We start from the raw sequence: 19,968 nt of genomic DNA on the forward strand, positions 1-19,968 counted from the left end.
AAACTCACCATAGCTCTGTGAGTTGGAAAATCAAACCCTCCTCTACACTGCAGGTATGCCCGCCGCCAGAACTCCGCGTCCCTGTTCCATCGCCGACACCCTGGCGCTCGTCGGCGAGAAGTACTCCCTGCTCGTCCTGCGCGAGGTCTGCCTGGGCAACGGCCGCTTCGACCAGCTCGTGCGCAACATCGGCGCCCCGCGCGACATCCTGACCACGCGGCTGCGCCGGCTCGTCGACGTGGGGATCCTGACGAAGCGCGCCTACAGCGAGCGTCCGCAGCGCTTCGAGTACCGGCCGACGCAGGCGGGCCTTGAGCTGGAGCCGGTCCTGATGACCCTGATGGAGTGGGGCGACCGTCATCTCCGTACGGAGGACGATCGCCCCATGGTGGTGGAGCACGTCTGCGGCAACGAACTGGTCCCGGTCGTCACCTGCCGGGCCTGTGGCGACGAGGTGCGCCACGAGGACCTCACCGCCCACCCCCAGGCTCCGGGATGGACGGTGAAGGGTCCGACGGCGGCGTAGCGCCACACCTGCCTGATGCGGATCTACCGACCGCGGCTCACCACGGGTGCGCCGCAAGGTACTTGGTGATCTCCTCGCGCTCCCACGCCCCGTCGGCCACGACGACCCGGTAGCGACGGGTGAGGGTGTCGCCGGGGGCGAGCTCCAACTCGTCGTAGAAGGACCACGAGGGGGCGATGCCGGCGAAGGGCTCGTTGCGCACGAACCAGTGGGCCGGGTGGGCGCCTTGAGCCCCCGCATGGTCGTTCTCCGGGGCGTGCGCGAAGACGAGCGTGGCGTGGCCGTCGGTGCCGTCGTGCTCTCCGGAGAGGGCGAGCCAGGAGCTCTGGGTGCCCATCAGCTCCGGCCCCTCGCCGTCCGGTCCGATGATGCGGCCGTCGCGGAAGGCGCGCGGGCCGCGCCAGAACAGGCCCGTGTAGCCGGCCGATTCACGCCCCGCGGTGGTCGGGCTGCCGAACCGCAGCGGCTCGTCGCGGCGGTTGGTGACCGCGCTGGTCCAGGTCAGCGCCCAGGACCCGGACTCCGGACGCACGTCGTGGACCTCGATCCGGCGCGCCTCCTCGGCCCACAGTTCACCGTCGTAGGGGTGCCAGGTGAGCCGTTCGGCGATCACGGCCCGGTCCTCGTGCGCGGCGACCTCGTCGAAGCCGACGTGGGTCATCGAGCCGACGCGCTCGGGGAGTTCGAGGTAGCCCTCGCCGTGCACGTAGGAGTTGCCGCCCCACAGGTTGGCGCCGGACAGGTGCGAGGCCGTGAGCTGGAGGCCCTTGTGCCACCGGTGGTCGTTGGGCCGGTAGTCGGTGACGATGTCGCCGGCCAGGGTGCGGATCGGGTGGAGGTACGGCTTCGGCGCCTCCCACGCGGCCTCGGCGGCGTACACGTAACTCAACAGCTCGACGCCGGTGGCCGGTTCGGTGAGGGTGATCCGGTCGCCGTGGGCGTGCACGAGACGCAGTCCGGTCACGCGGACACCTCCTTCGCGGCGGCGGGGGCCCAGCCGGGCGCGTCGCCGTGCATCGCCGTGTAGAAGGGGTCGCCCGGGCCGATCTCGCCCGCCTCGACCGTCGCGTCCGTGAACGCGGCCTTGTACAGCGCGGCGATCAGCTCCAGGCTGGTGCGCCCGTCGGCGCCGCTGCCGCGCGGCCGCTCCCCCGCGCGCATGCTCGCGACCAGCTCGCGCAGTTGCGCCAGGTGCGAACTGGGCACGTCCGGGCCGAAGTCCCGCCACGCGGCGAGTTCGTCGGCCGGCACGCCAGGAGCCGGGGTGATGCGCCAGTTCGCGTTGGAGTGGCCGTAGAGATGGGTCAGTTCCACGGTGGCGCGTTCGCAGTCGATGCGGATACGGCTGACCTCGTCGGGGCTCAGGACGCTGTTGACGACCGTCGCCATCGCACCGTTCTCGAAGCGGACCAGCGCGGTCGAGATGTCCTCGGTCTCCACGTCGTGGACGAGCCGGCCGGCCATCGCCCGCACCTCCCGCCACGGGCCGAGCAGGTCGAGCATCAGATCCATCTGGTGGATGCCGTGGCCCATGGCGGGCCCGCCGCCCTCGGTCGCCCAGCGCCCGCGCCAGGGCACCGCGTAGTAGGCGGTGTCGCGGTACCAGGTGGTCTGGCAGTGCGCGACGAGCGGCCGGCCCAGCGCACCGCTCGCCAGCAGCCCGCGCACATGGCTGGACGCCGAGCCGAACCGGTGCTGGAAGACGATCGAGGCGTACGGGCCGCCGTCCGTGCCCTCCTCGGCCTCCACCGCGGCGTAGTCGGCGAGCGTCGGCACCGGCGGCTTCTCGCACCACACCCAGGCCCCGGCGCGCAGCGCGGCGATCGTCTGCGCGCGGTGCAGGGTGGGCGGGGTGCAGATGGTCACGAGGTCGGGGCGCTGCTCGCGGAGCATCAGGTCCAGATCGGTGTACGCGTTCGGCACACCGCCCGCCCGGCAGAACTCCTCGACCGCGATGGCATCGATGTCAACGGCGGCCACGACCTCCGTCTCCCCCTCCTCGGCGAGCTGCGCGAGCGCGGGCAGATGGGAGCCGCGGCCGATGGCGCCGGTACCGATGACGGCGGCCCGGACGCGCCGGGCGGCCAGGGGGGCGGTCGCAGGTGTGGACATGGACGAGATCAGCACTCCTCGGAGACGACGAGCCGACGAAAGGGCAGGACAAACGGCACGGCCGGTACGACGACGACCGTGCAGCAAGCGCTTTCCCCTCCACCGAAACGTAAGCTCCGTTCCCGCCGCAGGTCAACACCCTGTTGCCGGGGACGGGCGAGCGGGCGACGACCGGACGTCCAGGCGCTCGATCCCATGGTCGGCCATCGGACACACTCGGCCCCAAGTCCCCCGCCCGCTCGTGAAGACCCTGTGCCGGGCCTGTCCTCGCGGGACGCTAGGCTTCCTTGGACTCACCGTGATCACCGCGCCCGGCGGCGCGGTGTGCCCGTCGCCCCGTCACGATCAGCGCTTGGACTCCGTAACTTCATGTCTTGGTTTGAATCCCTCATCCTCGGACTCGTCCAGGGGCTGACCGAGTTCCTTCCCGTCTCCTCCAGCGCGCATCTGCGGCTGACCGCCGCCTTCTCCGGCTGGAAGGACCCGGGAGCCGCCTTCACGGCGATCACGCAGATCGGCACGGAGGCGGCGGTGCTGATCTACTTCCGCCAGGACATCGGGCGGATCATCTCGGCGTGGGCGCGCTCCCTGTTCAACAAGGAGATGCGCGGGAACCACGACGCCCAGATGGGCTGGCTGGTGATCGTCGGCTCGATTCCGATCGGCGTGCTCGGGCTGCTGTTCAAGGACCAGATCGAGGGGCCGTTCCGCGATCTGCGGATCACCGCGACGATGCTGATCGTCATCGGCGTGGTCATCGGCATCGCCGACCGGCTCGCGGCGCGCGACGAGTCGGGCGGCAAGCACCGCGCCCCCAAGCAGCGAAAGACGCTGGAGAACCTGGGAGTTCGGGACGGCCTGATCTACGGCGTCTGCCAGGCGATGGCGCTGGTGCCCGGTGTCTCCCGGTCCGGCGCCACCATCAGCGGCGGCCTGTTCATGGGCTACAAGCGTGAGGCCGCGGCCCGTTACTCCTTCCTGCTCGCCATCCCGGCCGTGCTGGCCTCCGGCCTGTTCGAGACCAAGGACGCACTGGAGAAGGGTCATGTCGACTGGGGCCCGACGATCTTCGCAACGGTGATCGCGTTCTTCTGCGGATACGCGGTGATCGCATGGTTCATGAAGTTCATCTCTCACAAAAGCTTCATGCCGTTCGTCTACTACCGCGTCGCGCTCGGCATCGTCATCATCGCGCTGGTCTCGACGGGCGCGCTGAGCCCGCACGCTGCGGAGTCCGCGGGCTGAACCGCCGGGCGGATCAAGGGAGTTGAGCTGACCCCGGAGTCAGTACGAGCGACCTCACCCCGTCACCCGTGACCAATCACATACGAGTTGAGTAGCCACCCGGTAGCGCACTGTCAGTGCTTGCCCCTAGGCTTGTCGGCATGTCCCCCGATTCCCTGACCCCTGGTTCCGTACGGTCCGCTGCCGAGGTGAACGAGCGGATCCGCGCCCTGTGGCTCCGCGCCGGCGGCTCCCTGTCGGCTCAGGAGCGCGCGGAGTACGAGCTGTTGGTGGTCGAGTGGGCGGCCGCCATCCGAGGCGCCGTCATCGAGGCGGCCTGAGCGCCGGCGGAGCCGTGGTCGAGCGGAGGGTGTCTGCGATGATCCCTCCGTGGAGCATCTGAGCAGCGTCCCGCCCCGGCAGGGGCTCGTCATCTTCCTCAACGGCACGTCCAGTTCGGGCAAGTCGAGCATCGCGGCGGAGCTGCTGCCCCTTCTCGACGAGCCGTACTTCTACCTGCCGGTCGACGCGTTCCACGCCATGCGCTCCAGCAACCCGATCCCGCCCGACGAACTCGCCACCGTCCTGCACCGGACCTGGCGGGGCTTCCACCGGGCGGTCGCGGGGATGGCCGCCGCCGGGAACAACGTCATCGTGGACCACGTATTCAGCGCCCAATGGCGGCTGCGGGACTGCCTGTCTGTGCTGGTGCCGCAGGACGTCGTACTCGTCGGGGTGCGCTGTCCGGCCGAGGAGCTGGAGCGCCGCGAACGCGAGCGCGGCGACCGCCCGGTGGGCCTCGCCGCCGCCCAGTCGGAGCAGGTGCACGCGCACGGGATCTACGACATCGAGTGCGACACCGCCGAGCTGACGGCCCGTGAATGCGCCGTCCGCATCAAGGAGTTCCTGCCGGGCAGGCCCCGGCCGACGGCGTTCGAACGGCTCCGCGACGCGCGGTAGAGGTCGACACCGGCGCCGTCAACGCCCGCCGGCCACCCGCAGCACCGTCCCCGTCACGTACGACGCCTCCGACGACATCAGCCAGGCCACCGCGGCCGCGATCTCCTCGACCCGTCCAGGCCGGCGCAGCGGGATGCCGGGCGCCATCCGCCAGGCCCGTTCCGCGTCGCCCATCGTGGCGTGCATGTCGGTGTCGACGGCGCCGGGCGCCACCGCGTTGACGCGGACCCCGTCCGGACCGAGTTCCTTGGAGAGCCCCAGCGTCAGCGTGTCGACCGCAGCCTTGCTCGCCGCGTAGTGGACGAACTCGCCGGGGCTGCCCAACGTGGCCGCGCCCGAGGACACGTTGACGATGACACCGCTCCCCCGCGCCGCCATCAGCTGCGCGGCCCGGCGCGAACAGAGCAGCGTGCCGGTGACGTTGACGTCGACGACCCGGCGCAGGTCGGCGGTCTCCGTGTCGGCGAGGCGACCCAGCGGGCCGGTCACGCCGGCGTTGTTCACCAGCCCGGTCACCGGCCCCAGTTCGCGCTCCGCCACGTCGAAGAGGTGCTCGACCTCGGCCTCGACGGACGTGTCCACCCGCACGGCGACACTCCGGCCGCCGGCCTTGCGCACGCCCTCGGCCACCCCCTCGGCCGCGTCGGCGTCCTGGAAATAGCCGACGACCACGTCGTGGCCGTCCGCGGCGAGCCGCAGACAGGTCGCGGCTCCGATTCCCCGGCTGCCGCCGGTGACGATCGTGACGGGGCGGGTCATAGTGGCCTCCAGAGATCGGGCTTGAATGATCGATCATCGATCACCTTAGTCCCCTCCTTGATCGGGCCGGAATGCCTCGTACGGCGGCCGGATTCCGTTCGGTAGCCTGCCCGCACCGTCGCGGGGAGGTCCTGCCATGAAAGCGATCGTCGTGGGCGCGGGCATCGGCGGACTGGCCGCGACGTTGAGTCTGCGCCGGGCCGGCCACGAGGTCACGCTCGTCGAGCAGACGGCACGGTTCACCGAGATCGGCGCCGGGATCCAGCTCGCGCCCAACGCCACACGCGTCCTGCGCAGGCTCGGTCTGCTCGACGCGGTCGCCGCGCACGCCGTACGCCCTTCGTACGTGAGCTTCCGCACCTGGTCGGACGGGTCCGAGTTCTGCCGCTACGACCTGGGCCGCGCGGCGGAGGACGAGTTCGGGGCGCCGTATCTGCAGGTCCACCGGGCCGATCTGCACCAGGCGTTGGCCGCCGAGGTGCCGCCCGAGTCGGTGCGCCTGAACACCGCTGTCGTGGGCATCGACCAGGACGACAGGTCCGCCGGTGTCACGACGGCGAGCGGCGAGCGCCTGGACGCCGATCTGGTCGTGGCCGCGGACGGGGTGCGGTCGGCGGCACGGCAGTGGCTCTTCGGCGCCGACGAAGCCGCCTTCTCGGAGACCGCCGCCTATCGGGCCCTGCTCCCTGCCGACGCGGTGGCCGATCTGGACCTGCCGGAGTACGCCGGCTGGCTCGGACCCGGCAGGCACGTCGTCCACTACTGGGTGCGGCGCCGCGAACTCCTCAACGTCGTGGGCGTGTTCGGCACGAAGGAGGCCCAGGAGTCGTGGACCGCGCAGGCCGAACCGGGCGAGCAGCTGCGCGAGTTCGAGGGATGGGACCCGCGGATCCTCACCGTCCTCGAACGTGCGGGCCGGGTGTTCCGCTACGGCATTTACACCCGCACTCCCCTCACCCGGTGGAACCTCGGGCGGGTCGCCCTCCTGGGCGACAGCGCGCACGCGATGGTGCCGTTCCAGGCCCAGGGCGCCGCCCAGGCGATCATGGACGCGGGCGCGCTCGGCGACGCCCTCACGGACGCGACACCGGCCGAAGTGCCGGACGCCCTCGACCGTTACGTGCGCCGACGGCTCTCGACCGCCACGCGCGTGCAGGCCAACTCCGCGCGGGCGGGCGGTGATTACCACCTGCCCGACGGGCCCGAGGCACAGGCACGGAATGCCCGTATGGCGGCCTACGCGACCGAGAACAGGTTCGGTCCGCACTCGACCGCGTGGGGAACCGACGGCTAGGCGGCCGCTTCCCGTGTGCCGGTCAGGACGCCGCTTCCAACGAGCCGTACCCCGCGACGAGTTCGTACGACCTGAGGCGGTCGGCCAGCGCGTACACGGGCGTCACCAGCATGAGTTCGTCCGCGCCGGTCAGGGCCGCCAGGTCGCTCAGCTGCTTGGCGACGGTCTCAGGGGTGCCGTTGGCCTGTGCGGCGCGGAAGCCCGCCAGGGCCCGGGCCTCTCCCTCGGTGAAGACGTGGGCGGCCGCCTCTTCGGGTGTCGGGAAAGGGAAGTCGCTCCGGTCCTTGAGGAGTCCGGCCTTGACCACGTCCATCGGGCCCGACAGCCAGGCGGCCCGCTCCTGCGTGTCGGCGCACACCGTCTCCACGCACAGGAGCACGCGAGGGCGCTCGCACCAGCGGGACGGGGTGAAGTGCTCGCGGTAATGGGCGAGCGCGGCAAGGGTGTTGTCGGGGCGGATGTGGTGGGCGAAGGCGATCGGCAGGCCGAGTTCCGCGGCGAGCGCGGCACCCGCCGTGCTGGAGGACAGCAACCACGGCTCGGGGAGCGGTCCTTGAGGCACCTCGTCCACCAGCAGGCGCAGGATCTCGGACACATCCTCGCGGTACTCCGCGTCCGTCGTCGGTCCGGCGCCGCGTCGCAGTGCCCGCATGGTCGGCTCGTCGAAGGTGCCGGGGCCGCGGCCGATGCCCAGGTCGATCCGTCCCTCGTGCAGCGCGGCCAGCGTGCCGAACTGCTCCGCCAGCATGATCGGGGCGTGGTTCGGCGCCATGACTCCCCCGGAGCCGAGGCGGATCGACGCCGTCGAAGCGGCCGCGTGCGCGGTCAGGACGACCGGCGGGAACGCGCCGATCGCCGGGGAGTGGTGGTGCTCGGCGTACCAGAGCCGCTGATAGCCGAGTTGTTCGACGCCCTGGGCGAAGGCCGTGGTGTCTCGTACCGTGTCGAGGGCTCGGGCACCCGTCTGGACCATGGCCACTTCGAGGGCGCCGATCGGGATGCTGATCATCGCGCCAGTATAGAAAGCGCGTCCGAGCGCCGATCGGGCGCCGACCGAATATCGTCGCGCGCCCCTTGGCCCGGCACGCGTGACACCCAACACTGATCACATGACGCAGCGCGTGGAGTTGGCGACCGTGATGGACCGGCTGGCCGTCGACGAGGTGGTCACCGAGTACGCGGTGGCCGTGGACGACGGTGACTGGGAGGCGTATCGAGGACTGTTCACCCCCGAAGGGCGTGCGGACTACCGCTCGGCCGGCGGGATCGAGGGGGACGCACGGCAGGTGGCCGCGTGGCTGGAGGAGAACCTGCGGCTGTTCTCGATGAGGCAGCATCTGATCGTCAACCGCCGGGTCGCCTTCGGGACCCTGGACCAGGACACCGGCGACACCGCGCGCGTGCGGGCGGACTACGTCAATCCGATGCGTTTCGCGGCGGACGGGACGGAGTCGGCCGCGCCGGACTTCGTGTGCGGCGGGCGCTACTCCTTCGGACTGCTGCGGACGTACGACGGCTGGCGGCTGTCCGAGGTGGTCGTGCAGGAGAAGTGGCGCCGGCTGCCCGAGCCGGCGAAGGCGGGTGTGACGGACTGAACCCGGGGCACTCTGGCCCGGATGATCGAAAACACGCACACTGAAGCCACCCACGGGGTAGGGAGGCGCGTATGAAGACCGTCGGTCAGTGGCTCGCCTCCCCGTGGCGGCGCTCGGCGATCGCCGTGCTGGCCGGCGCTCTGCCCCTGGTCGCGTTCCCGGCCCCGTCGCTGTGGTGGTGGGCCTATGTGGCCCTGGTCCCGTGGCTGCTCCTGGTCCGCTCCGCGCCGACCGGGAAACGGGCGGCGTACGACGGCTGGTGGGGCGGGTTCGGGTTCCTGGTGGCCGTGCACCACTGGCTGCTGCCCAGCCTGTCCGTGTTCATCTTCCTGATCGCCGCGCTGCTGGGCGCCCTGTGGGCCCCGTGGGGCTGGCTGGTGCACCGCTTCCTGGGCGGGGTCCCGGGGCCCGGACGGGTGCTGGCCGCGCTCGCGGTGCTGCCGTCCGGCTGGCTGATGGTCGAGCTGGTCCGCTCCTGGCAGGGGCTCGGCGGCCCGTGGGGCATGCTCGGCTCCAGTCAGTGGCAGGTGGCACCGGCGCTGCGGCTGGCTTCGGTGGGCGGGGTGTGGCTGCTCAGCTTCCTGGTGGTGGCCGTCAACGTCTGCGTGGCCGTGCTCGTCTCGGTGCGCGAGTCCCGCGTGCCCGCCGTCGCCGGCCTGGTCGCGACGGCCGCCGCCACCTCGGCGGCCTGGGTGTGGTCACCGCGCCCCGACCTCGACGGGGAGACGCGGATCGCCGTCGTCCAGCCGGGCGTCGTCGTCGGCGTCGACAAGCGCTTCGACCGCGAGGTACAGCTCACGCGCTCCCTCGCCGCGCAGCATCCGGACCTGATCGTCTGGGGCGAGAGCAGCGTCGGCTACGACCTGGCGGGCCGGCCCGATCTGGCCGGACGGATCGCGGCGCTCTCCCGCGAGACGGGCGCCGACATCATGGTGAACGTGGACGCGCGGCGCTCCGACAAGCCCGGCATCTACAAGAGTTCGGTGCTGGTCGGACCGGACGGCCTCACCGGCGACCGCTACGACAAGATGCGGCTCGTGCCGTTCGGCGAGTACATCCCGGCGCGCTCCCTGCTCGGCTGGGCGACCTCGGTCGGCAAGGCGGCCGGCGAGGACCGCAAGCGGGGCACCGAGCAGGTGGTGATGAACGTCGGACACGGCCTGCGCGTCGGCCCGATGGTGTGCTTCGAGTCGGCGTTCCCCGACATGAGCCGCCATCTCACCCAGGACGGCGCCGACGTGCTGATCGCCCAGTCGTCCACGTCGTCCTTCCAGCACAGCTGGGCCCCCGAGCAGCACGCCTCGCTGGCCGCCCTGCGCGCCGCCGAGACCGGTCGCCCGATGGTCCACGCGACTTTGACCGGCGTCTCCGCGGTCTACGGCGCGAGCGGACAGCGCCTGGGTTCGTGGCTCGGCACGGACGACAGCACGGCCCGGGTGTACGACATTCCGCTGGCGACCGGCACGACGGCGTACGTCCGCTTCGGCGACTGGCCGGTGCACGGCGCGATCCTCGTACTCGCCCTGTGGTGCGCGTTCGAGGGCGCGCGGGCCGTGCGACTCAGGCGGCCGACCCCTGAACCGCACGTACCACCCGCTCGCACAGTTCATGAGTCGCCAGCGCGTCCCGGCCGCTGAGCACCTTGCCCGCGCGCACCGCGTCCAGGAAGGCGAGGACGGCCTGCTCGATGCCGCGCTGCCTGGCCACCGGCACCCAGTCACCGCGCCGCCGTACCGTCGGCTGGCCCTTGTGGTCGATTATCTCGGCGAGGTTGACCACCTGACGCTTGGTGTCCTGCCCGGACACCTCCAGGATCTCCTCGGCCGAACCGCTCAGCCGGTTCATGACCCCGAGCGCGGTGAACCCGTCCCCGGCCAGCTGGAGCACGACGTGGTGCAGCAGCCCGTCCTCGACGCGCGCCCGCACGGTCACGTCGTCGATCGGGCCGGGCACGAGGAAGCGCAGGGTGTCCACGACGTGGATGAAGTCGTCGAGGACCATCGCGCGCGGCTCCTCCGGCAGCCCGATCCGGTTCTTCTGCATCAGGATCAGTTCGCGCGGATGGTCGGCGCACTGGGCGTACCCGGGCGCGAAGCGCCGGTTGAAGCCGACCGCGAGGGACACGTCGTGCCGCTCGGCGAGCGCCACCAGCCGTTCGGAGTCGGCGAGTTCGTAGGCGAGCGGCTTGTCGACGTACGTCGGTACGCCCGCCTCCAGGAGCCGGGTCACGATGTCCGGGTGGACTGCGGTGGGCGCGTGCACGAAGGCGGCGTCGAGGTCCTGGGCGAGGAGCGCGTCGAGAGTGGCGTGCCGCTGCCCGGCCGGGAGGTGGAGGCTGTCGGCGACCCGGGCGAGCGTCGCGGGTGTCCGGGTCTGCAGGTGCAGCTCCACGTCGGTGAGGGCGCCGAGGACGGGCAGGTAGGCCTTCTGCGCGATGTCGCCGAGTCCGATGCAGCCGACCTTCACTTGGGCTCCCCTGTCGCTTGCCTGCGCGTGCTCTTACCTGCCCGGAAGCATACGGCGGCCGGGGCGGACGCCGGCCGGCGAGCGGGTGGCGGCCGTGCGGCACCGTAAACCCGTTGGTCGGCGGGCTCGCGCCGCGCGAGGATGACGGCCATGACGAGCATCGAGCGCCACGAACCCCCGACCACCGCCGACGAACGCACCATGCTGGAGGGCTGGCTGGACTACCACCGGCAGACCCTGGCGTGGAAGTGCGAGGGCCTGACCGACGCCCAGCTCAGGACCGCCTCCGCGGCGCCGTCCGAGCTGACCCTGATGGGGCTGGTGCGGCACATGGCGGAGGTGGAGCGCAGCTGGTACCGCCGGGTGCTCGCGAACGAGGACGCGGGGGCGATCTACTGCACCGACGAGGACGCGGACGGCGACTTCCACGTCTCCGAGGCGGACACCTGGGCCGAGGCCCGCGCCACCTGGGAGGCCGAGATCGAGGCGGCCCGGCGCAACGCGGCCCGCTTCGCCCTGGACGACCTCACCGAGGGCAAGCACCGGCGCACCGGCGAGCAGTTCAACCTGCGCTGGCTGCACACCCACATGATCGAGGAGTACGCGCGGCACAACGGCCACGCCGACCTGCTCCGCGAGCGCCTCGACGGCGCCACCGGCGACTGACGTCACCCCGGCCGCGCACGCCCCCTCCGTACGGGGGCGGAGATCACTCGTGCGGGCCAACCTGTGCTCGTCCGCTGTCGCCCGGGCCGTCGAAGACGTCATTGTTGCGCGGGTGCATCGAACGACGACCACCGCAACGCTCTTGGTCACCGTGGCTGTCTCGGCCCTCTCCGGCTGTGTGACCGTCCAGCGCCCGCCGGCGCCCGGCCCGCCCGCGGCACCGACCCAGCCGTCCGCTCCACGCCCCGACGGCCGGGCGGAGCCGCAGGTCGTGCAGGCGCCGGCCCGCGAGGCGCTGGAGATGATCGGCCCCTCCCGCCGCCCGGACCCGACCGGGCCCGCGCCCCGCACCGCGAAGCGCTCGGCACCGTCCGCCGCCCAGCAGCCGCCGGTCCCCCGCTCGCACCCGCAGCCGCACCCCCACCACCCACGGCAGGCGCACCCGAAGCCGCAGCACCCGCACCACGTGAAGCCGCAGCCGGGCGTCGAGATCCCCGACGTGACCAAGCAGGTCCCGAAGAACACGGCGGACGTGTGCGCGCTGGGCCGGAAGTACGGCGGTTGGAAGGCGGACAGCCCGGAGTCGCTGATCTGCAAGCAGTCGTACGGGAGGTGAGGGCGAGGGGTGGCGGGCGGTGAGGTGGACGTGCGTCAGGGCCGCTGGCGCGGCGGACCCCAGCCGCCTTCTCCGGTGCGGGGCGGGCCCCAGCTTCCGTCCCCGCCGGTCCCCTCCTCCGCCAGCCTCAGCTCCAGTCTGCTGATGGCCGCCCGCACGCCGTCTCCGTACGGGTCGTCCGCGAGTGCCCCCGCAGCACCCCGGGCCCGGGTCAGATGGGTGCGGGCGGCGCCGCCCCGGCCGAGCTTGACGTAGTCCGCCGCAAGGTTCAGATGCAGAGAGGGGTACAGGGCACGCACCGCGAGCGCTCCCTCGCGCGCGCCGGGCTTCTTGCCGTCGCCGTCGACGAACCCCCCGTCCGCGTGCGCCTCCTCGTGTTCCGCGAGCCGCTCGTCCGTGAGTTCCTCGGCGGCCGTCAACGCCCGCAGGTCCCACGCCAGTTCGTCCGCGGGGTCGTCCTGGGTGTCGGCCATGTAGTGGGCCAGCGTGCAGCGGTGCAGGGGGTCGCCGTGCTCGCCGATCTCCGCCCAGAGCTGGAGGAAGCGGTGCCGGGCCTCCTCGCGGTCGCCCGCGTGATGCAGCATGACGACCTGTCCGATCCGTGTCATCACGGCATCGGGCGCCGTCTGCTCCTGTCCCTTGGCCACCACGTACTCCGCCCACTCGTCGGCCGGCGCCTGGTCCGTCGGCCGGTCGCTTGTCCGCACCGACGCTAACCGCAGGCACTGACATTCCCGGTCAGGCGGCACCGGGCCGGCCCCGTGCGGAACCGGCCCGGCGGTGGTCAGCCCAGGTTCGGGACGGTCCAGTCGATCGGGTCGTGGCCCTGCTTGGCCACCGCCTCGTCGATCTGCGTGAAGGGGCGGGAGCCGAAGAACTTCTTCGCGGACAGCGGGGAGGGGTGCGCGCCCTTGACCACCACGTGCCGGGTCTCATCGATCAGCGGGAGCTTCTTCTGCGCGTAGTTGCCCCACAGGACGAAGACCGCCGGGTCGGGGCGGTCGGCCACCGCGCGGATCACCGCGTCGGTGAACTTCTCCCAGCCCTTGCCCTTGTGCGAGTTGGCCTCACCGGCACGGACCGTGAGCACCGCGTTGAGCAGCAGGACGCCCTGCTGGGCCCACGGCATCAGGTAGCCGTTGTCCGGGATCGGCGTGCCCAGCTCCTGGTGCATCTCCTTGTAGATGTTCCGCAGGGACGGTGGAACCTTGACGCCGGGGCGGACCGAGAAGCACAGTCCGTGGCCCTGGCCCTCGCCGTGGTACGGGTCCTGACCGAGGATCAGGACCTTCACCCGCTCGTACGGCGTGGCGTCGAGCGCGGCGAAGACCTCCTCGCGCGGCGGATAGACGGGACCCTGCGCACGCTCCTCCTCGACGAACTCCGTGAGCTCCTTGAAGTAGGGCTGCTGCAGCTCGTCGCCCAGGACTCCGCGCCAGGACTCGGGCAGCATGGCGGTGTCGGTCACGTCAACTTCCTTACGGTGTGCGGTGAACGGTGGGCGGGGACCGATGCGCGGTCACCGCCAGGTCTCAGAACCTACAGGCGGGCACTGACAATCGGCCCGCTCACCGCCCAACCCCGCGCTACCAGCTGGTCTTGCGGTACAGCGTCCACATCAACATGATCGTCGACGGGTCCAGGGCCTGCTCCGCACCGGAGATGTCGTCGCTCGCGGCCACGTACTGCTTGCCCTGCCACAGCGGCAGCAGCCGGGCGTCGTCCACGAGGATCCGCTGCGCCTCCTCGAAGTCCCTGACCACGTTGCCCCGGTCGCTCTCGCCCCGCGAGCGCGGCAGCAGTTCGCCGGTGATCTCGGGCGCGGGATAGGGCGTACCGAGCGCGTTCTGCTCACCGACGAAGGGGGCGATGAAGTTGTCGGCGTCCGGGAAGTCGGGGAACCAGCCGCGTCCGAAGACCGGGTACTCGCCCTTCTGGTAGCCCGTCACATACGTCTTCCAGGGGCGGCTCTTCAGGGTGACCGTGAACAGTCCCGAGCCCTCCAACTGCCGCTTGAGCTCCTGGAACTCCAGCTTGGTGGAGGAGCCGTAGCGGTCGGTCGTGTACCAGAGGGTGAGCGGCACGCGCTGGGTGATGCCGGCGTCGGAGAGGATCGTGCGGGCCTTGGCGGCGCTGGGGTCGCCGTAGTCGTCGAAGAAGCCGGTGGTGTGTCCGGTCAGGCCCTTGGGGACCATGGAGTACAGCGGCTCGACGGTGCCCTTGTAGACCTTGTGCGCGATCGCGGCACGGTCGACGACCTGGGCGATCGCCTTGCGGACGGCGGCCCGTCCGGCCCACGGGTCCTTCGGGTTGAACACCAGGTAGTTGATCTCGGTGCCGGAGCCCTCCACGAGTTCGAGCTCCCCGTCCGAGTCGTGGCGCTGGAGTCCGACGACGTCGTCGGGGTCGAGGCCGCGGAAGGCGAGATCGAGGGTGCCGTCGCGCAGCGCGGTGACCATGGGGGCCGAGTCCCGGTAGTAGTGGATGGTGACGGCGTCGTTCTTGCGGTCGGCGTAGCCCTTGTAGTTGTCGTTCTTGGCGAGTTGGGCCTTCTTGCCGTCCTCGTAGCCCGCCAGTGTGTACGGGCCCGACCCGTCGACCCCGTTGCCCTTGCGCAGGGCGTTGTCCGGGTACTTGGCGGGGTCGACGATCGACATGGCGGGCGTGGCCAGCACGAACGGGAAGGTCGCGTCCGGCTTGTTGAGGTGGAAGACGACTTCCCTGTCGCCCAGCGCCTGCACCCGGTCGAGGCTGCCGAGCAGACCGGCGGGCCCGCCGTTGACGTTGATCTTCCCGATCCGGTCGATCGAGTACTTGACCGCTCTCGCGTCCAGCGCGTGCCCGTTGGCGAACTTCAGCCCGGAGCGCAGTTCGCAGCGGTACGTCGTGTTGGAGCCGTCCGTGAAGCGGCAGTTGTCGGCCGCGTCGGGCTGCGGGGTGGTCGCGCCGGTGGGGTAACTGAGCAGCGTTTGGTAGATGTTGCGGAACAGCTCCCACGAACTGTCCCAGGACGCGGCCGGATCCAGGGTGCTGGGGGCGCTGGTGGTCCCGACCTCGATGGGTCCCGCGTCGTCCGAGGAGTCCGACGAGAGCACGCCGCACCCGGTCACCAGGGACGATATGGACGCCAGGGCCGCCACCCGTCGAAGGGGTCGATTCCGGTTGAACACGTGCTCGCTCCTCGATCCGCCGTACCAAGGGTCGGCAGACCATACCGCAGCCTTCGGCCGGCACAACCGGGTTCACGAAAGGGCACTTGATCAGCGGGTTTATGACGACGTTGTCAAAGGTCCGTACCTTTCCCGCACGCGGAAGCGGGCGCCGTCCGTGTCCGACGACGCCCGCTTCGAGTGCTTTGGTGATCGCCCGTGTCAGCCGACGCCGGCGTTGAGGAAGATGCCGCCGTCGACGACGAGGGTCTGCCCGGTGATCCAGTCGGACTGGTCCGAGGTGAGGAACGCGGCGGCGCCGCCGATGTCGGAGGGCACGCCGAGCCGGGCCAGCGGGTAGGAGGCGGCGGCCTCCGCCTCGCGGCCCTCGTACAGGGCGGCGGCGAACTTGGTCTTCACCACCGCCGGCGCGATGGAGTTGACCCGCACCCCGGGCGCGAACTCGTGCGCCAGCTGGAGCGTCAGGTTGATCATCGCGGCCTTGCTGACGCCGTACGCGCCGATGAACGGCGAGGCGGAGACACCGGCGAGGGAGGCGATGTTGACGATGGCGCCGCCGTTGTCCTTCTGCCAGGCGTGCCAGGTCCTCTGGGCGAAGCCGAGCGCCGAGATGACGTTGGTCTCGAAGACCTTGCGCGCGACGTTCAGGTCGAGGTCGGCCATCGGGCCGAACACCGGGTTCGTACCAGCGTTGTTGACCAGGAAGTCGATGCGGCCGAAGGCCTCCATCGTGCGCTCGACGACGACGGCCTGGTGGGCCTCGTCGTGGGCCTTGCCGGCCACGCCGATGACGCGCTCGGCGCCGAGGGCCTCGACGGCCTCCTTGAGGGCGTCCTCGTTGCGGCCGGTGATGCAGACGCGGTCGCCGCGGGCGAGCAGCGCCTCGGCGACGCCGTAGCCGATACCGCGGCTCGCGCCGGTGATCACGGCCACCTTGCCGGAGAGTTCGGGCAGTTCAGGCTGTTCAGTCATGGTCCCGGGTTCCCTAGTCGAGCGGTCCGCCGGCGACGTACAGCACCTGGCCGGAGACGAAGCCGGCGGCCTCGTTGGTGAAGAAGGCGATGGCGTTGGCGATGTCCTCGGGCTCGCCGACGCGGGCCACCGGGATCTGGGTGGCGGCGGCGGCCTTGAACTCCTCGAAGCCCATCTTGACGCGCTCGGCGGTGGCCTTGGTCATCTCGGTGGCGATGAAGCCCGGGGCGACGGCGTTGGCGGTGATGCCGAACTTGCCGAGCTCGATGGCGAGGGTCTTGGTGAAGCCCTGCATACCGGCCTTGGCGGCCGCGTAGTTGGCCTGGCCGCGGTTGCCGAGCGCCGAGGAGGAGGAGAGGTTGACGATCCGGCCGAAGCCCGCGTCCACCATGTGCTTCTGGACGGCCTTGGCCATCAGGAACGAGCCGCGCAAGTGCACGCCCAGGACCGTGTCCCAGTCGGCGACGCTCATCTTGAACAGCAGGTTGTCGCGCAGCACTCCCGCGTTGTTGATCAGGATCGTCGGGGCGCCCAGCTCGTCGACCACGCGCGCGACGGCGGCCTCCACCTGCGCCTCGTCCGAGACGTCGGCGCCCACCGCGATCGCCCGGCCACCGGCCGCGGTGATCTTCTCCACGGTGTCCTTGCAGGCGGCCTCGTCGAGGTCGATCACGGCGACCGCGCGGCCCTCGGCGGCCAGTCGTACGGCGGTGGCGGCGCCGATGCCGCGCGCGCCGCCCGTCACAACGGCGACCCGCTGCTCAGTGGTGGACATTGCTGGTTCTCCTCGCCCTGGGGAAAGTACGCCGGCCGGAGTGCCCCGGATCGCGCTTCGGTGAGCGACCGCTTAGTACCCTCGGCGTACGTGACGCTAGAAGCCCTGGCACCCGGTGTCAACGGCACACGAGGCAGGTGTGATCCATTACCTCACCAGCAGGCCGAGCAAGCGCTCCGCGTCGGCCGCCGGATCGACGGTGAGGCCGGTGTGCACCGGCCCCGGCTGCACGACCGTGGAGCGGGGCGCGGCGAGCCAGCGGAACCGCTGCCCGGGGTCGTCGCCCGCGGCCTGCCCGGCCGCCCCGCCGCCCCCGCAGACGCGCTCCACGGCGTCCAGAGCGGCCCGGATCCCGGCCACGTCGGCGTCGGGGTCGAGGGCGAGCAGCCGGGCCTCGTCGAGGTGGGTGCGGGCGCCGACGTAGGCCTTGGCGCGGCAGTACACGAGCACCCCGGCGTTGATGCACTCGCCGCGCTCGACGCGGGGCACGACGCGCAGCAGGGCGTACTCGAAGACGTCCCGGCCGCCGCCCTGGCCCGCCCGGGTGATGTGGCGCTCGGTGACATGTCCGGCCATGTAGATGCTGGTCTCGCTCACTTGCCCTCCTCGATGCCGGTGGCGGGAATGCCGGTCACGCGCGCGTGGATGTCGAAGGCGCGGGTGAGCAGGGGTCGCGCGTAGGCCCGCCGCAGGTCGTCCGGGGTGTCGAAGCCGGGTTCGCCGGTCAGCCAGGCGTCGGGGATCTCGGCGGTCACCTCGGCGAGGAGTTCCTCGGTGACCAGCGGCGCGAGCGCGGCGGCGGCCGCGGTGACGTCCGGCGCGAAGCGGGCGAGGGCGTGGTCCGAGGCGTCGTAGGGGCGGGCGGCGGACTTCTCCACGCCGGGCCAGTTGTGGTGCCAGATCATGGTGGCGCCGTGGTCGATGAGCCACAGCTCGCCGCGCCTCATCAGCAGGTTGGGGTTGCGCCAGGAGCGGTCGACGTTGTTGATCAGCGCGTCGAACCAGATGATCCGGCCGGCCTCCTCGGGACCGATCGTGAAGGCGAGCGGATCGAAGCCGAGGGCACCCGACAGGAAGTCCATGCCGAGGTTGGCGCCACCGCTGGACCTCAGCAGCTCCTGCACCTGCTGCTCGGGCTCGCCGAGGCCCAGCACCGGATCGAGGTCGACCGTCACCAGCCGGGGCATCCGGAAGCCCAGCCTCCGGGCGAGTTCACCGCAGACCACCTCGGCGACCAGCGTCTTGCGGCCCTGTCCCGCGCCGGTGAACTTCATGACATACGTCCCGAGGTCGTCGGCCTCGACGAGTCCCGGCAGCGAACCGCCCTCACGCAGCGGCGTGATGTAGCGGGTGGCGGTGACTTCCTTGAGCATCGCCCCAGGTTACTGGGGTGTTGACCGGCCCCCGAGACGGCCCCCGGGGCGCGGCGCGCCGACACCGACAGCAAAGCGACAGCGCGGCTTTACCCACCTCTGGTCCCACCCGCGTCAGGATCGCGACACCCATGAACAACGGGTGGTCGACGCCCGTACCCCTGTACAGATCTACGAAACATGCCATGGAAGGGAACGTCCGCATGACCAGCGAATCGCTCCACACCGCCCCGACCCCCACCCGACGAACCGTCGTGGCGGCGGTGGGCGCGGCGGGACTCGCCGCCGCGCTCACCGCGTGCGGATCGAGCGACGACTCGTCCTCCTCCGGCTCCTCCGACACCCAGGCCGGGGACAACGCGAGCGGCGGCTCGGACTCGAGCAGCAGCGCCTCGTCCGGCGCGGGTGGCGCGGCCCTGGCGAAGACGGCCGACATACCCGAGGGCGGCGGCAAGATCTTCAAGGACCCGGCCGTGGTGGTGACCCAGCCGACGGCCGGCACCTACAAGGCCTTCTCGTCCAAATGCACCCACCAGGGCTGCCCGGTCACCCAGATCACCGGTGACGTCATCGTCTGTCCGTGCCACAAGAGCGAGTTCTCGGTGGCGGACGGCAGTGTGAAGAAGGGTCCCGCCACCCAGCCCCTGCCCGAGCAGACGATCACCGTGACCGGGGACTCGATCACGCTGGGCTGACCCGCGCGCGCCGGGGCCCCACAAAGCAGCCCAGCACCTCGTCCGTGGTCGCGACCGTAGCGACCAATGCGAGGGTGTGGCGGATCATCGCGGGGGTGTAGTCGGAGGGCACTCCCGCGATGGCATCGGCGGGCACGACGACCGTGTAGCCACGGTTGACGGCGTCGAAGACGGTGTTGGGGATCGCCACGTTGGCCGAGACCCCGCTCACCACAAGAGTGCGGCAGCCGAGGTTGCGCAGCAGTGCGTCGACGTCGGTGCCCTGGATCGGAGACAGCCCGTGCAACCGTCGTACGACCAGGTCCTGTTCGGCGACCTCGATGGGGGCGGCGACGCGGACCGCCGTGGTGCCGGAGAGCTGTTGGACGGGGAGCCGCTCGGCGGCCCGGAAGAGCCGTGCGTTGTGGTTGGCGCCGCGGCCGTCGGGGCGGCGCTCGGCGATCGCGTGGATCACCTGGACATCGCTCTGGTGGGCGGCGGCCACCAGCCGGGCGACGTTGGCCAGGGCTCCCGACGAGCGTGCCTCGTGGGCGAGTTGGGGCAGTGCGCTGTCCGGTCCGACGACCCCCTGCTGGCACTCGACGGTGAGCAACACCGTGGTCGCCGGGTCGAGTTGTTCGCTGAGCTGTTGCTGCGACGGCACGATTCTCCCTCGACGCGGCGGGCGGTCCGGAGCGAGCGGTGTTGAGCGGGCGAGACTAGCCACCATTGCGCGGGGAAGGAAGACGACCCATCCTTTTCTGACGTGATGTCAGAGGATCACTG

The 19,968-nt window shown here is 71.1% G+C and carries 23 protein-coding genes; 10 read left to right on the top strand and 13 right to left on the bottom strand.

Going from position 1 to position 19,968, the window contains the following annotated elements; genetic code table 11:
- Positions 1 to 55 precede the first annotated feature (55 nt).
- Positions 56 to 526: a winged helix-turn-helix transcriptional regulator gene (locus tag ACIQI8_RS37660; RefSeq protein ID WP_402361131.1), complete on the top strand. Its 471-nt coding sequence runs from the start codon at positions 56 to 58 to the stop codon at positions 524 to 526.
- Positions 527 to 563: 37 nt separating this feature from the next.
- On the opposite strand, the gene ACIQI8_RS37665 is transcribed toward ACIQI8_RS37660, so the two are convergent.
- Together ACIQI8_RS37665 and ACIQI8_RS37670 are read right to left on the bottom strand one after the other, a co-directional pair.
- Positions 564 to 1,490 carry a PmoA family protein gene (locus tag ACIQI8_RS37665; protein WP_402361134.1) on the bottom strand — a complete coding sequence of 309 codons (927 nt, stop codon included), beginning with the start codon at positions 1,488 to 1,490 and terminating at the stop codon, positions 564 to 566.
- Positions 1,487 to 2,638 (bottom strand): Gfo/Idh/MocA family protein, encoded by a 1,152-nt coding sequence (locus ACIQI8_RS37670; protein ID WP_402361137.1) that lies wholly within the window; start codon positions 2,636 to 2,638, stop codon positions 1,487 to 1,489. Before ACIQI8_RS37670 ends, ACIQI8_RS37665 begins: the two co-directional genes overlap by 4 nt.
- A gap of 369 nt (positions 2,639 to 3,007) precedes the next feature.
- On the opposite strand from ACIQI8_RS37670, the gene ACIQI8_RS37675 reads away from it, so the two are divergent.
- From ACIQI8_RS37675 to ACIQI8_RS37685, 3 genes are all read left to right on the top strand, one after another.
- Positions 3,008 to 3,883 carry an undecaprenyl-diphosphate phosphatase gene (locus tag ACIQI8_RS37675; protein ID WP_402361140.1) on the top strand — a complete coding sequence of 292 codons (876 nt, stop codon included), beginning with the start codon at positions 3,008 to 3,010 and terminating at the stop codon, positions 3,881 to 3,883.
- A 140-nt stretch (positions 3,884 to 4,023) separates the two neighbouring features.
- Positions 4,024 to 4,203, top strand: coding sequence for a hypothetical protein (locus ACIQI8_RS37680; protein ID WP_402361143.1), 180 nt, complete (start codon positions 4,024 to 4,026; stop codon positions 4,201 to 4,203).
- Positions 4,204 to 4,252: 49 nt separating this feature from the next.
- Positions 4,253 to 4,822: a chloramphenicol phosphotransferase CPT family protein gene (locus ACIQI8_RS37685; protein ID WP_402361146.1), complete on the top strand. Its 570-nt coding sequence runs from the start codon at positions 4,253 to 4,255 to the stop codon at positions 4,820 to 4,822.
- A gap of 18 nt (positions 4,823 to 4,840) precedes the next feature.
- Here the strand turns inward: ACIQI8_RS37685 and ACIQI8_RS37690 are convergent, their stop codons facing one another.
- Positions 4,841 to 5,581: an SDR family NAD(P)-dependent oxidoreductase gene (locus tag ACIQI8_RS37690; RefSeq protein ID WP_402361149.1), complete on the bottom strand. Its 741-nt coding sequence runs from the start codon at positions 5,579 to 5,581 to the stop codon at positions 4,841 to 4,843.
- A 136-nt stretch (positions 5,582 to 5,717) separates the two neighbouring features.
- On the opposite strand from ACIQI8_RS37690, the gene ACIQI8_RS37695 reads away from it, so the two are divergent.
- Complete coding sequence (locus tag ACIQI8_RS37695) at positions 5,718 to 6,875, top strand: FAD-dependent monooxygenase (RefSeq protein WP_402361152.1); 1,158 nt, start codon at positions 5,718 to 5,720, stop codon at positions 6,873 to 6,875.
- A gap of 22 nt (positions 6,876 to 6,897) precedes the next feature.
- Here ACIQI8_RS37695 and ACIQI8_RS37700 read toward each other — a convergent pair whose 3' ends face one another.
- Positions 6,898 to 7,884: an MsnO8 family LLM class oxidoreductase gene (locus ACIQI8_RS37700; protein WP_402361155.1), complete on the bottom strand. Its 987-nt coding sequence runs from the start codon at positions 7,882 to 7,884 to the stop codon at positions 6,898 to 6,900.
- 100 nt (positions 7,885 to 7,984) lie between these two features.
- Between ACIQI8_RS37700 and ACIQI8_RS37705 the strand changes: the two genes are divergently transcribed.
- Positions 7,985 to 8,470 (top strand): nuclear transport factor 2 family protein, encoded by a 486-nt coding sequence (locus ACIQI8_RS37705; protein ID WP_402361161.1) that lies wholly within the window; start codon positions 7,985 to 7,987, stop codon positions 8,468 to 8,470.
- Positions 8,471 to 8,541: 71 nt separating this feature from the next.
- Complete coding sequence (gene lnt, locus ACIQI8_RS37710; RefSeq protein WP_402361164.1) at positions 8,542 to 10,107, top strand: apolipoprotein N-acyltransferase; 1,566 nt, start codon at positions 8,542 to 8,544, stop codon at positions 10,105 to 10,107.
- Here lnt and ACIQI8_RS37715 read toward each other — a convergent pair.
- A complete protein-coding gene (locus ACIQI8_RS37715; protein ID WP_402361167.1) occupies positions 10,031 to 10,936 on the bottom strand; it encodes a Gfo/Idh/MocA family protein in 906 nt (301 codons plus the stop codon). The genes lnt and ACIQI8_RS37715 overlap by 77 nt on opposite strands.
- Positions 10,937 to 11,086: 150 nt before the next feature.
- On the opposite strand from ACIQI8_RS37715, the gene ACIQI8_RS37720 reads away from it, so the two are divergent.
- Positions 11,087 to 11,602: a DinB family protein gene (locus ACIQI8_RS37720; RefSeq protein ID WP_402361170.1), complete on the top strand. Its 516-nt coding sequence runs from the start codon at positions 11,087 to 11,089 to the stop codon at positions 11,600 to 11,602.
- A gap of 151 nt (positions 11,603 to 11,753) precedes the next feature.
- Positions 11,754 to 12,218, top strand: coding sequence for a hypothetical protein (locus ACIQI8_RS37725; RefSeq protein WP_402361172.1), 465 nt, complete (start codon positions 11,754 to 11,756; stop codon positions 12,216 to 12,218).
- Positions 12,219 to 12,253: 35 nt separating this feature from the next.
- Here the strand turns inward: ACIQI8_RS37725 and ACIQI8_RS37730 are convergent, their stop codons facing one another.
- From ACIQI8_RS37730 to ACIQI8_RS37760, 7 genes are all read right to left on the bottom strand, one after another.
- On the bottom strand, positions 12,254 to 12,865 hold the full coding sequence (locus ACIQI8_RS37730; RefSeq protein ID WP_402361370.1) for a hypothetical protein: 612 nt from the start codon (positions 12,863 to 12,865) through the stop codon (positions 12,254 to 12,256).
- 137 nt (positions 12,866 to 13,002) lie between these two features.
- A complete protein-coding gene (gene ung, locus ACIQI8_RS37735; RefSeq protein WP_402361174.1) occupies positions 13,003 to 13,686 on the bottom strand; it encodes a uracil-DNA glycosylase in 684 nt (227 codons plus the stop codon).
- Positions 13,687 to 13,804: 118 nt separating this feature from the next.
- On the bottom strand, positions 13,805 to 15,388 hold the full coding sequence (locus tag ACIQI8_RS37740) for an ABC transporter substrate-binding protein (protein ID WP_402361177.1): 1,584 nt from the start codon (positions 15,386 to 15,388) through the stop codon (positions 13,805 to 13,807).
- Between the two features lie 201 nt (positions 15,389 to 15,589).
- Entirely contained in the window at positions 15,590 to 16,360 is a 771-nt protein-coding gene (locus ACIQI8_RS37745; protein WP_402361180.1) for an SDR family oxidoreductase, read from the bottom strand.
- A 13-nt stretch (positions 16,361 to 16,373) separates the two neighbouring features.
- Positions 16,374 to 17,135 carry a 3-oxoacyl-ACP reductase FabG gene (gene fabG, locus ACIQI8_RS37750; protein WP_402361183.1) on the bottom strand — a complete coding sequence of 254 codons (762 nt, stop codon included), beginning with the start codon at positions 17,133 to 17,135 and terminating at the stop codon, positions 16,374 to 16,376.
- 147 nt (positions 17,136 to 17,282) lie between these two features.
- Positions 17,283 to 17,732, bottom strand: a complete 450-nt coding sequence (locus ACIQI8_RS37755) for a DUF3037 domain-containing protein (protein ID WP_402361186.1) — start codon at positions 17,730 to 17,732, stop codon at positions 17,283 to 17,285.
- Positions 17,729 to 18,508 (bottom strand): HipA family kinase, encoded by a 780-nt coding sequence (locus tag ACIQI8_RS37760; protein ID WP_402361188.1) that lies wholly within the window; start codon positions 18,506 to 18,508, stop codon positions 17,729 to 17,731. Before ACIQI8_RS37760 ends, ACIQI8_RS37755 begins: the two co-directional genes overlap by 4 nt.
- A gap of 203 nt (positions 18,509 to 18,711) precedes the next feature.
- Here ACIQI8_RS37760 and ACIQI8_RS37765 point away from each other — a divergent pair, with 203 nt between their 5' ends.
- A complete protein-coding gene (locus ACIQI8_RS37765; protein ID WP_402361191.1) occupies positions 18,712 to 19,203 on the top strand; it encodes a Rieske (2Fe-2S) protein in 492 nt (163 codons plus the stop codon).
- Here ACIQI8_RS37765 and ACIQI8_RS37770 read toward each other — a convergent pair.
- A complete protein-coding gene (locus tag ACIQI8_RS37770; RefSeq protein WP_402361194.1) occupies positions 19,190 to 19,846 on the bottom strand; it encodes a cysteine hydrolase in 657 nt (218 codons plus the stop codon). The two genes, ACIQI8_RS37765 and ACIQI8_RS37770, sit on opposite strands and share 14 nt — an antisense overlap.
- Positions 19,847 to 19,968: the final 122 nt, after the last annotated feature.

It is taken from the genome of Streptomyces sp. NPDC092369 (assembly GCF_044755245.1).
Lineage (GTDB): Bacteria > Actinomycetota > Actinomycetes > Streptomycetales > Streptomycetaceae > Streptomyces.